A 12,679-nucleotide genomic window follows, 5' to 3' on the forward strand; every position below is an offset into this window, starting at 1 on the left:
TTGAATCTCATGATTTCTCAAAACAAGACTACAGCATTGACCAAAATGAAATCGAATTTATCCTATACGGCCAACGAGACTCAGCCGACAACTTCGCCGCAGCCATGGCCGAAATCTTCGCCTTCCGATTCGCCGTAAACTTTGTTGAGGCGTTTACGCAAACCGAAGTAAGAGCATTCGGTAAGTTTATGTGGATAGCAGCGATAGCTTATGCTTTGAAGGAAACTGTAAATGATATTGATTTTATTAGAAATGGCGAATCTGTGGAATTCTTTAATGGAGCTGGATTTAGTATGACGTATAAAGATCACTTAAGACTATTTCTCTTCATTCATCCAGAGGGAAATAAAATTGCTCGTACGATGGCGAGGATTCATCATAAAACCGATTCAGATTTAAAACAATTACCAACGTATATTCAAGGAACGGCTTCATCGAAAGTACAACTTTGGTTTTTACCAGGTGTTACATCATTATTAAGTAATGCTGGTGTTTTAAGTGGTGAAGTAAGGGATAGGGAATTTATTATTGAAAAAGAAATTTATTACTCATATTGATTCATTTGGAGGAGACTATCATGAAAAAAATAACAAAAGCATTAGGGATCACATTATTAGCCGGAAGTCTTTTAGTGGCTTGTAGTAATGATGAGGATACGGATACACCGGCAAACAATAATGATAATGGTACAAGTGATGAGCAGGTGGAAAATGATGATAATGGAGTAGATGAAGGTACTAATGATGAAGGCGAAGATGATAGCGATGAAAATACCGAAAGTGATGACGAAAGCGATACAGGAGGAGGGTTAGGAGCTGACCAAGAGTTCGGCGACCAACTAGACTTAGGAATTGGTGATACTGCACAGATTTCAAGTAACCAAGGTGCTTATGAGATTACGATTCATTCTGTGAAAAAGGAAGAGACAGTTGAGGATAATAGTTCAATGTTTGACTATTTTTTAGTTGTGGATGCAACAATTAAAAATATTGGTGATGAACCATTAGATGCAACTAACCCAGTGGGTGTGTTGGAGCAAACGTCAAGGTTATCAGGTTCAGGTTCGGGAGACTATTCTGGGGATTATGAAACGATAGATTCGGTTAGTGGTGAATTAGGTCCTGGGGATGAAATGAGTGGCCAAATATTATTCCATGCGAGAAATGGAGAAGAACAATTTATCCGAGTACAGCCTGGCTTAATTGCTGCAGATGGCGTATATAACGATGCAGTGTGGACATTCACAGAAGATGAAATGGAATAAAGAAAGTGAGTGAGAAAGGTAAACAAACCTTTCTCCACTCTACTTGAGTTAAACGATTGGGTTTAATTGAATTAGAGTGATAGACAGATTGGAGGATAGTGATATGAAAAACATTCAATTATATATCTGAACCAAGGGTTAATTGCAGCTGGTGTTATTTATAATAATGCTTACTGGAGTTTTAACGTGAGTGACATCCGCGAATAATGTATGACTCTCACAGCACCAAAGTAACAAAATAGCTGGAGTGAGGTAAAGAACGATTGGAAGAAGGAAGCCTTTAGGATTATTTATAAAAAATTGGATGATTATGGTTTTATTTGGATGAAAGAAGGGGAAATACAAATAACATGTTATGTTCCCTATGGAGTTTTGTAAGAAAGGGAGGTTTAGCTTAAATGTTTACAAAGTTTAGAAGGAGTGAGGATGGTAGCCTAACGTTAGAAGCAGCGATGGTTTTGCCTGTATTTTTGCTATTTACCGTGTTCCTGGCGATGATGATTCGAATATCGGTCGCTGATATGGCTTTAAAACAAGCTGTAAGTGAGACAACCCAAATCGTAGCGACACATGCTTATCCATTCGCTTTATTAGCTGAAGGTGGCACAAACGCTGCTGATAAATGGATTAAAAATACGACCGAGGATGAAGTTAGTCTAGACAAAATCTCCGAATTAGTTGGAGAAATCTTTGAAGCATTTGATATTGATATACATGGAATTTTGTCTGGTGTAGCTAGTACGGCCGCTAACCCATTTGTGAAAAATAACTTCGAAAGAGCAAATTCAGACGGAAGATTTGAGAAAGATGGAGTTACAGTGACTGATGTCGATGTTAGCAATCTCTCTTTCCCAGAATTCAAAGGCTATATCGGAATTACCGCTACATATGAAGTACCCATTGTAGCTCCATTTGTGAATCGAACCATTACTTTAGAACAAAGTGCTTACGAAAAAGTCTGGACCGGCTCGTAGTCTTAAACAGGGGTTAGGAGTCCTTTCAGGTGTAAAGTGTTTATCTAGCTTATAGAAACGAGGTGATTTTTTGAATCTAGAAATCTATGACTATATTGTGTTTGTGTATTTATTGGTGGCGTTGTATTTAGATGTGCGCTATCAGAAGTTGCCGAATTGGTTGACCGCAGGGGCGATGGCGGTTGGGCTTGTCTATCATCTGATTGCGAGTGGGATAGAAGGGTTAGTTTTTTCTGTATTTGGTTTACTGGTTGCTGGACTTATTTTCTTACTTTTATATGTATTTAAAGCACTAGGTGCAGGAGATGTGAAGCTTTTTGCTGGGATTGGTGCGCTGATAGGTGTCGTCAATGTTTTGAATGTGATGATGTATTCGATTATTTATGCAGGATTGATTGCGATCATCTTACTTTTATTCACAAGAACCTTCTTAAGGCGTCTTGTAACGGGTTTGTTTGCGATGATTAGTAGCTTAACATCAAAGGACTTATCACATTTAGAATCTTTTAAGGCAACAAAAGCGACTCGTTTTCCGTTTATGTATGCCGTTATCCCTGCTGTAGTCACAGCGTATATTTACTTAGGAAAGTTCTAATTGGAATTCGAGATAGGAGGAAGAAACATGGGAGAAAGCAAGACCATCTTTGGCTTACATTATGAATATATCGAAAAAAATGGCCAGTACTTAGTTGTGAAAGAAAAGCAAGAGCAAGCGTTAACGGAAGAGGATTTAATTCAACTCCAGCTACGAATGATGCAGTCGAACCAAATACCTAATCTTTTACCGCTTTCGGTTGAAGAGATTGATTTTGAACTCAAGCTCTATTATGACGTGACGTCAAAGCGTCAATTAAACGTTTATTTAAACCAATATATGTTATCCTCGCATGAGTTTTATCAATTATTTATGAACATCATTTCAACGCTTGAACAGAGCAAACTTTACATGCTGAATGAGCATCAGTACATATTACAAGAGGAGTTTATCTACCTTGGTAAAACAACACAGCAGCTGTATTTAACGTATGCGCCTGTACAAGGTTTGGAAAAAGAAACAACAACGATGGACGATTTAAAGGAGTTATTAGGCTCAATAGCTGAACGGGTTGATAGCTTACAAGGTAGTGAATTAAATACGATTCAGCAATACATTGATAATTCCTCCTTTAATTTATCAGGTCTGAAGGAGCTTTTATTAGAGCTACAACAGCTTCGACCGAATCCTTATCAAGGTGGACCGGGCTTTGTGCCTGGACAACAAAATCAACAGGGGCAAGCAAATGGAAATGGCTATCAGCAACAGGCCCCAAAACAACAAGGTGGAGAGCAGCCGAATCATGCTCAAAATGGTCAAGAATCAGACAGCCCAGCCGATTTTGATCCATTCAGGCAAGACCCTGCCAAAAAGAAAAAGGCCAGTGGGAAAAAGAAAAAAACAAAAACAACAAAAAATAAAGGTAAGGGTGAGCCCCTACCACAACGAATCAAGATTTATATAGGCGTCGGGGCAGCATTAGCGATTGCTTTAATATGGAAATTATTTGAAACGATTCCGACTCAGGCGATTTTTTATACGAGTATCGCAGCAACCGTTCTACTGATAGCGGCAGCCATTTATTTCATCTTTTTCTTCAAAGTCGGTAAAGCGGGAGCCAGTCAAGAACAAGATCAGCAAGATGAAGCGGCAGCGACTCAGGAGCAGCAAGCAGCCCAGATGCCAAATCAACAAGGTTACTATAGCTATAATCAACCAAATCAGCAGTCATTTAACCAGTTCCCACAAGCAGCTGGAATGAATCAAACTCAAGCCCATTACCAGCCGCCAGCGCCAGCTAGGCCGCAACCGGTAAAACAAGAGGCAACGGCGGCAGCACCTTCTGCGGTGGCAGTAGCGACAAAACCAGAGTCGATGCCTTCTTATAATGACGACCTGCAAGCTCCAATAGCAACGAAAGTTTCAAAAAAAGCCAAACCAAAACCAGTGCCAATGGCTTATTTAGAAGACGATCAATCGTTAATGATGGATACAGGTCTTCTTTCTGAAAGTGATGATACTGTGCTTTTAGGTGAGGATAGTGATGAGGAAGAAAATCTAGAAGTTTCGAATCCGTTTCTTGAAGTAGAGCGCGAGGACGGTTTTGAACAGATTGAGCTGGCTGAAACTCATTTTACGATTGGAAGAAATGATGAAGCAGTTGTTTATGTCGAGGACAGTGTCGGTGTATCCCGCGTTCATGCTGAATTTGTTCGAATTGAAAATAGCTATGGAGTTAAGGATTTAGGTTCAAAGAATGGTACGAAGTTAAATGGTGAAGCACTTGTACCTTATAAAATATATGCCCTACAAATCGATGATGTCGTCTCCATTGGAAAAGTCGATTATACCTTTAAATGGGAGTAGTCGGGTATGACGTTTAATCATAATTGGCAAATAGGTCTCGCCACCCATACAGGACCAGTCAAACAACGCAATGAAGATAACTATTTTTTAAAAATGACGACGGACCCAAAAGGGCATGAATTTGGTCTCTTAGCCATTGCAGATGGTATGGGTGGTTATAAGGCGGGAGCTGAAGCGAGTAAGCTCGTTGTTTTGCTTCTTGACGAATGGTGGCAGAAGCGAGTTCCAAAACTAATTAAAAAGAAGAACCTTCAGCAGCTATTATCGGTAGAATTTGAAAAGCTTTTTACGAAAATGAACGAGGAGCTTTTGAAGGTCGGTACGAAGCTCGGCACAACGCTTTCCTTAGTTGTGATGCACGCTGGTCATTATCAGCTTTACCACGTTGGTGATAGTCGGATTTACCAAATAAAAGGTAGCCAAGGCTTTCAGCGTTTCATTCATCAGCAGCAAGTAAATGGTCATGATCTGACCCCACAAGACACAGAAGAGCTTGAAGGTGAAATGGAAATGGCTCTCTTAACAGAGGACCATTCATGGGTTGAGCAGCAAGTGAAAAAAGGAAAGCTAACAAGAGAGCAAGCCCGTAATCATCAGAAGAGAAACATGCTGACACAGTGTTTGGGGATTGAAGAGGGTGTCGACCCTTTTGAGCAAGTCGGCTTTTATCATTCTAGTGATTTATTTCTTTTGTGTAGTGATGGTTTTTACTCGATGTTTTCTGATGAGGAGATTATTCGAACTTTGCAAGGCTTGGAAAAAGAATATACCGATTTGCAAATGATTGCCGACTATTTAGTTAAACTCGCAAACTTCTCAGGCACTCGCGATAATATCACCGTGCTTCTTGTTCGGAACGTATTTGCCAAAGATCAAGTGGCAGCGACCGATCATAAGAATATGTGGAAAAGTCTCCTGTCCAAGTATAAACGAGGAACCGATTAAATGGCGAAGCATGATATACATTTCCAAGCCGGTGATATTTTAAAAGGGAGATACGAAATTATTAGGCAAATCGGTTCAGGTGGAATGTCGGCGGTTTATTTAGCCAATGAGGTAGGCGATACGGCGAAAGTATGGGCGATTAAGGTTGCCGATATGCAAAAGAAAATTTCGAGGCGCCTTTTCTCGGAGGCGAAGCTACTTAGTGAGCTTCACCATCCTGGTCTACCGCAAATAGCCGATTTTTTTCCATCGGAGGATGAACGCTATTTCTTCCTTGTCCAAGAGTATGTGGCAGGTCAATCGCTATTACAGTTCTACGAAAATCAGCAAGAGCCCATGTCTGAAGAGACGGTTCTTGAAATGAGCTTGAAGCTAACCGATATTTTAAGCTATTTACATGGGCAACAGCCAGCAATTATTTATCGTGATTTAAAGCCGGGTAACATTATGCTTATGCCTACAGGAGAGATCAAGTTAATTGATTTTGGTATTGCTCGTAAGTTCGATGAGTCGAAGCTCAAGGATACGCTACAAATCGGTACAGTTGGTTTCGCTGCACCTGAGCAGTTTGAAAAACAGCAGTCGGATAGGAGGACGGATCTTTTCTCGTTAGGAGCCTTAATGTATTACTTATTAAGTGGCGGTAAATTCGTCTACATTACTCAGAAACCGATTGCTCACTTCAGGCCTCATTTATCAAAGGCAACGAAACAGCTTATTGACGACCTTGTTCAGTTAGAACCAAGCAAAAGGCCAGCCTCAGTTGTTGAGGTGAAAACGAATCTTCTCGAGGCTACCTGGCAGCTAGGGCAAGGCACAAGTGGTAAAGCTTGGCTTGTAACCAAATATGTGCTCTCGATTGCGAGCTTACTTATGGTCATCACGTATATACTATTCGATCAAATTTTATAAAAGAGGTGATTGTTCATGAATTGTCCATCATGCGGAAAAACACTAAGCCAAGAAGATAAGTTTTGTATTTATTGTGGGGCAAAGGTCGAGCAGCCGTTAAATGCCGAAGAACCGTTTACAACGAAAGAAGATATCATCGTTCCGAGCAATGAAGGCGAGGCGGGTAACAAGATTAAGCAAGAACCGCCTGTTAATCCAGGGCAAACGTCGACAGAGGAGGCGGCAGCAACGGCTGATGCAACAGGCGTTGGGGAGGCTGTTTCGTCAAATAAGCAACCGAACGAAAAGGTTGAGCAAGCGAAAAAAGCAGCGAATGATTATTTTTCATTTATATTTGGTCAGGCAAAAGCTCCTGCAGAGACAGCATTAAGATTTGAGAAATCGCACTTCATTTTTGGTTATATTAACATCGGCGTTATTGCCTTCTTTTTCGCTCTCGCCACGTATTTTCAGTATACGAACAGTACGTTAAGTAGATTTGAGAATATTAGCTTTTTCGAGGTCTTCTTTACAGGTTTGATTTCTATGGCTTTATTCCTTGTAGCCATTGCCGGACTGTTATTTATCGTCTTAAAGTCCATTTATAAAGTCGATGTCGGTTTTCATGATTTGATTAGTCAGTATGGTGTGTTTTTAAGCGTACCTGTTTATTTATCGGCGGCTTATCTCATTTCAGCGTTGGTTGATTTGAATTTCTTATTATTTTTCACTGTGATTTTATTTATTCCGATGATTTTTGCCGGTGTAGTGGCGGTTTTCTTCCATTATAAGGAGCAGCTAACAAAAGGGTTAGATAGCATTTACGGTCTGTTAATCATTTTTGTCGGAATCGGACTAATGCTTTACATTACTTCAGACTATTTATTAAATGGGCTAATTAGAGCAATCTTTTAATCTGGAGCAAGCTAACTCGCCGACCTATCGTATGCGTGGAATTTCTAGTGCGAAGGTGTCGGTGTAAGTATGGGAAAAGTGAAAAGAGGAAGGTGCTTAGAGGCTTTAGTAGGGCGACATCAGGGTAGAGACTTGTAGGTTGCCTTACGAAGCTCAAGAAACGAGCACCTTTTACTTTCTAGCTGCACTCATTTATTAAAACTATATGGCGAAGCAGATTACTTTGCCACCAACAAAGATGAGGGTAGTGTTTGGCTCTTAACTGGTGGAACTTTATTCAATTTTGATTTTTTATTTTAATTTTTTACTTGAGAATTAGCAGAAATCAAGCAGGCGAGTCATGCGAAGACTCCCGCGGGACGTAGTGGCGGAGCTGAGATTCACTGGCTGCGGCCGATTAACTCAGCGCCACCCCATAGGACGCGGAGCATGATTTTCGGTAGCGGTGAGCAAAGCTCCGCATTTGAGCATCAGCATCAACTTTCATATAAAACGCTCATGATGATTTGCAGTCACAAATCATCACCAACAAGAATGAAAGTGGTGTCTTGCATTTTAACTGGTGGAACTTCATTCAATTTGATTTTTTCTTTTTCATTTTAAAAGAATAGTGTTGGATTGTTTTTTGAACTTAAGAATTAGTGGTAACCCAGCGGACGAAAATATGCGAAGACTCCCGCGGGAGGCATTGGCGGGCTGAGATCCACTAGCGAAGCTAGTTAGTTCAGCGCCACCCAGCAGGGCGCGGAGTATAAATTTCGGTAGCGATGAGCAACGCTCCATGTTCGCACTAACTTTCATATAAAAGGAGGGGAGTTTCATGTCTAAGAAGTGGTCATTTTCCTACGGTAACATGATAATAAATGATGATACATTAATCGTTGAATTAAATAAAAACGGCACGAATGTTCAAGAAGTGGAACAATTAGATGAATTGAAGAAGCCGCATCCGTTGTTTTTCTCCTTACAAAATCGAGAAATGAACCAAGAATGGATTCGACTTACATATGAAAGAACTCCTGGTTATTTTGCATTCCACGAAATCTTATCGATTAGTCAAAAGGAAAAACAGAAACTGGCTTTGGCTCTATTAGATATTAAGCAAATTGAAGGGACTCAATTTACGACAACGATTGAGCCTCACAATGTGTTTTTTCGACAAGATGGCAAGGTGAAATTCCTCCATCGCGGAATTCGCTCTGTATTACCACCTGAGCAAGTGGAGCGTAAAACATTTTTATATCAATTGAAGTGTTTAATTGTTTCGTTGTTTTCGGGGATTGAGTTTGCTCAGCTGGTCGAACAAGGTTTTATTAAAGGTAAATCGAATTCAGAGCTAGTCGATCAATTAATCCAAGCCAAATCTCTTAGGCAATTACAGGAGGTTCTAGAAAAAGAATATCCTGAACCGAAGGCTAATGAATCCATGGCTGGGACGGACGAACCTTTACAAGGAGGCCCTCATCCCGAGTCAGGCAAGGCAAAAAAACAGGTATCTGCAAATGCTGGAGCAGGCAATGCTAAAGGGAATGAAAAGGGCAAGGGCCATGTAGAAAAAGCGAAGCCAAAGCCGAATGAGAAATCGCCATCCAAGAAAGCGAAGGTCAAGCAGCAGACACAGAAGGGATCACCGCTTGTTGGACCGAGTCCAGGCATGCAACAAGAAGCTCAACCGAACCATGGCCAATCACAGCAGCCATTCCCGTCCTATAATCATGCTCCTGGTCAACAGCAGGTAACCGCTCCACGGTCAAATTATCAAGCGGTATCACAACCGAATGAGTCTAAAAAGCAAAAGGGTCAACAAGTGGAGAAGAAATCCTTCTTGCAATCTTTTAATCGGAATCAAATCGTAGCGATGGTTGGTGTTTTACTCATTGGCCTCATATTAGGGGCGCTCTTTTTCTATGTCGGCTCAGCAAGACCTGTAATGACGGCCTTTAGTGATGAAATGACAGCCAGTCAGCAAACCTATTCAGAGCTAGAGACTGAAAAAGAAGAGCTTGAAGGTGAGCTCCAAACACAAGAGCAAAAGCTATCCGCCTACCAAGTCATGGCTACTGGTGAAGTAGAACATGCGATCACCGCTTTCGAACAGCTCCCAGACAAAACCACCGCGGATAACGAAGCTCTCGCTCAACTTTATATCCGAGATAATACGGTGGACAGCTGGCTTAAGCTTTTTGCGTTAGGTCAAGAGGAGCGTGCGGTAGAAGGATTGTCTCAATTAAATAATGATGAAGCGAACGAAGCCCTCCTTGGCTTGGACTCTGAAAATCCAGTTGTGATTTTGGAACAGGCACGAATCAATGGAGAGCACGAACAAATCATTGCCTTATATGAAGGGGAATTAAGTGATCATGGTCGTGCTCAGGCTTTAGCCGGAAATAGCTATCTTCAACAAGGTGACTTAGATACAGCAAGGGAAATCGCTGTTGAACGAGAAGATACTGGCTTACAAATTCGCATATTAGAACGTGAAATTGAGTTAGTGAACGAAGATGACGATTTAGATGATGATGAAAAAGAAGATGAAATCGAAGCATTAGAAAATCAAATCGATGATTTAAGCTAATCGAATGGTCACTTCCTCTTTTGGGGGTTGTGACCTTTTTGGGTCGCGGTAGAACGTGTGGTTGACCCTGATCGTCAAGAGAGGTAATGAAGCTCATGGCGATATGAAGCTAACTGGCACATAAAGATAAGCGTCCCCACGAGAGGTTGTTTCGTTACGGTGGGTTAAGACGTAATATGTTTACTAGTAGGTTAAGGGGATTTATGTGAGAACAAAGGCTCGAAGAAACGAGTCGCATTGACCAGGCTTTGACGATATACTATAATTAGACTGTTATGCACTGGAAATTTTAATGAGGTGAAGCGTCGTGTTAGAACGTTTACAATCGGTAGAAGACCGTTATAATCGATTAAATGAATTATTAAGTGATCCTGATGTTATTAGTGATTCAAAAAAATTAAGAGAATATTCGAAAGAGCAATCAAACATAGAAGAAACAGTCCAAGTGTATCGTGAGTACAAGGAAGTCGCTGGGCAACTAAAGGATGCCAAGCAAATGCTAGAAGATAAGCTCGATAATGACATGTATGAAATGGTGAAGGAAGAAATCAGTGAATTAACTCCACGCCAAAAGGAATTAGAAGAGCGTCTTCGTATTTTACTGCTACCAAAAGACCCGAATGATGATAAGAACGTAATCGTCGAAGTCCGTGGTGCTGCTGGAGGTGACGAGGCTCAGCTTTTTGCTGGTGACCTTTATAAAATGTACTCTCGTTATGCCGAGGCACAAGGCTGGAAAACCGAGGTCATCGAGGCTACATCAACCGAGCTTGGTGGTTATAAGGAAATTATTTTTATGGTCAATGGAGCAGGAGCCTATTCGAAATTGAAGTATGAGAATGGAGCTCACCGTGTGCAACGTGTGCCACAAACTGAGTCAGGTGGCCGAATCCATACGTCAACAGCAACGGTCGCTGTTTTACCTGAAGCAGAAGAGGTTGAAGTAGAAATTCATGAAAAAGATATCCGCGTTGATACGTTTGCTTCAAGTGGACCAGGCGGACAAAGTGTTAATACGACGATGTCAGCGGTTCGTTTAACACATTTACCAACAGGTACGGTCGTATCGTGTCAAGATGAGAAGTCACAAATCAAAAACAAAGAAAAAGCGATGAAAGTTTTACGTGCCCGTGTGTATGATAAATTCCAACAAGAAGCGCAGGCTGAGTACGATGAAACAAGAAAATCAGCCGTTGGAACAGGAGACCGTTCTGAGCGTATCCGTACGTATAACTTCCCACAAAGTCGTGTCACCGATCACCGCATCGGTTTAACTTTACAAAAGCTTGACCAAATTTTACAAGGTAAACTCGATGAAATTATCGATGCCCTTATTGTAGAAGAGCAAGCAGAACAAATGAAACGAGCAGAAGATTAAGATGAAGATGACCGTAAATGGAGCCCTCCAATGGGCTTCTTCTTTTTTAGATGAACAAAAGGCCGAGTGGGAACGGCCTGCTGTGGAGTGGTTATTACGTGAACATATCGGCGTGAGTCGCTCGCACATGTTCATGATGATGCGAGATGAGATTGATGGGTCGGCATGGGTAAATTTTCAAAAGGATGTAGGCACTTACGCAACCGGCGTACCCATTCAACACATTATCGGCTACGAGGAATTTTACGGTCGCCCCTTTAATGTGACGGGGGATGTGTTAATTCCGCGCCCAGAAACCGAGGAATTAGTCGTAGCTGTTTTGCAGAAAAAAGTCGAGCTGTTTGGTGCGGACGCTGCCGTATCTGTGGTTGATGTCGGCACCGGAAGCGGAGCGATTGCCGTGAGCCTAGCTTTAGAGTTAGGGGCGGTTAGTGAGGTTGGCGTTAGAGCGGTTGATCGTGGAGGTGCTGTGGAGGGTGCTGCTGCTGGGGCTGAAGGTGAAGGTTCGGATAAGGCGGGAGACACTGCTGGGGCTGAGGTTGGAGGTGCGTTGAAGAGCGGTGCTGCTGATAGGACCGAGGTTGAATTTGATTCGCTTGGAACTGGTGGATTTTTGGAAAATAAGCACTTAGTAGGCCAAGGTAATCCAAACGTCTCAGCTCTTGATATCTCAAATAAAGCACTTGTGATAGCCAAGAGTAATGCCCAGCAATTAGGGGCGCAGGTTACTTTTACCTTGAGTGATTTGTTGGAGGTGCCAATTGCAGCTGGTGAAAAGTATGATATCGTCGTATCGAATCCACCGTATATTCCGGAGGGAGATCGTGCATCTTTAGCGGTGAATGTTCGACAGCACGAACCTGAGCTCGCTTTGTTTGCAGGGGCTGACGGCTACGATATTTACCGCCGTCTAGTGAAACAATTGCCAGATGTTATAAAAGCGGTTGGCCTTGTGGCATTTGAGGTCGGAGTAGGCCAGACCGAGGATGTAGGAAGAATGCTTGAAGAGCAATTTCCTGCAGCGACAGTCGAGCGTATCAATGATATAAATGGTAAGGACCGAATTGTATTGTGTTATGGGGATATGCGTGTGTGATGTGGTTAGTCGACATGATCATGGGCAAAAAAAGGTCGAGAACCTGTCGATGAAGGCGGTTAGTCGACATGATCATGGGCAAAAAAAGGTCGAGAACCTGTCGATGAAGGCGGTTAGTCGACATGATCATGGGCAAAAAAGGTCGAGAACCTGTCGATGAAGGCGGTTAGTCGACATGATCATGGGCAAAAAAGGTCGAGAACCTGTCGATGAGGGCGGTTAGTCGACATGATCATGGGC

10 protein-coding genes and 1 pseudogene are annotated in these 12,679 nt (G+C 41.9%); all 11 read left to right on the plus strand.

Annotated features, from left to right (window positions below; genetic code table 11):
* Positions 1–557 (plus strand): annotated as a pseudogene (locus tag PQ479_RS21715) (DUF5702 domain-containing protein); the annotation flags it as partial.
* Positions 558–577: 20 nt separating this feature from the next.
* Positions 578–1,264 carry a DUF4352 domain-containing protein gene (locus PQ479_RS21720; RefSeq protein ID WP_047986959.1) on the plus strand — a complete coding sequence of 229 codons (687 nt, stop codon included), beginning with the start codon at positions 578–580 and terminating at the stop codon, positions 1,262–1,264.
* 398 nt (positions 1,265–1,662) lie between these two features.
* Complete coding sequence (locus tag PQ479_RS21725) at positions 1,663–2,238, plus strand: TadE/TadG family type IV pilus assembly protein (protein WP_047986960.1); 576 nt, start codon at positions 1,663–1,665, stop codon at positions 2,236–2,238.
* A 70-nt stretch (positions 2,239–2,308) separates the two neighbouring features.
* Positions 2,309–2,833, plus strand: a complete 525-nt coding sequence (locus PQ479_RS21730; RefSeq protein WP_053070269.1) for an A24 family peptidase — start codon at positions 2,309–2,311, stop codon at positions 2,831–2,833.
* A 27-nt stretch (positions 2,834–2,860) separates the two neighbouring features.
* Entirely contained in the window at positions 2,861–4,639 is a 1,779-nt protein-coding gene (locus PQ479_RS21735; protein ID WP_047986961.1) for a DUF6382 domain-containing protein, read from the plus strand.
* Between the two features lie 6 nt (positions 4,640–4,645).
* Entirely contained in the window at positions 4,646–5,584 is a 939-nt protein-coding gene (locus PQ479_RS21740) for a PP2C family protein-serine/threonine phosphatase (protein ID WP_047986962.1), read from the plus strand.
* Positions 5,585–6,496 (plus strand): serine/threonine protein kinase, encoded by a 912-nt coding sequence (locus tag PQ479_RS21745; protein WP_053070270.1) that lies wholly within the window; start codon positions 5,585–5,587, stop codon positions 6,494–6,496.
* Between the two features lie 15 nt (positions 6,497–6,511).
* Positions 6,512–7,390, plus strand: a complete 879-nt coding sequence (locus tag PQ479_RS21750) for a zinc ribbon domain-containing protein (RefSeq protein ID WP_047986963.1) — start codon at positions 6,512–6,514, stop codon at positions 7,388–7,390.
* An 820-nt stretch (positions 7,391–8,210) separates the two neighbouring features.
* On the plus strand, positions 8,211–9,965 hold the full coding sequence (locus PQ479_RS21755; protein ID WP_047986964.1) for a type VII secretion protein EssB/YukC: 1,755 nt from the start codon (positions 8,211–8,213) through the stop codon (positions 9,963–9,965).
* Between the two features lie 307 nt (positions 9,966–10,272).
* The gene (gene prfA, locus PQ479_RS21760) at positions 10,273–11,343 is read left to right on the plus strand and encodes a peptide chain release factor 1 (RefSeq protein WP_047986965.1); all 1,071 of its coding nucleotides are present in this window, start codon (positions 10,273–10,275) and stop codon (positions 11,341–11,343) included.
* 1 nt (position 11,344) lies between these two features.
* Positions 11,345–12,439 carry a peptide chain release factor N(5)-glutamine methyltransferase gene (prmC, locus tag PQ479_RS21765; protein WP_047986966.1) on the plus strand — a complete coding sequence of 365 codons (1,095 nt, stop codon included), beginning with the start codon at positions 11,345–11,347 and terminating at the stop codon, positions 12,437–12,439.
* The last annotated feature ends 240 nt before the right edge of the window (positions 12,440–12,679 follow it).

The sequence above is a fragment of the Alkalihalobacillus pseudalcaliphilus genome (assembly GCF_028610675.1).
In the GTDB taxonomy this organism is placed as follows: Bacteria; Bacillota; Bacilli; order Bacillales; family Bacillaceae_D; genus Alkalihalobacillus; species Alkalihalobacillus pseudalcaliphilus.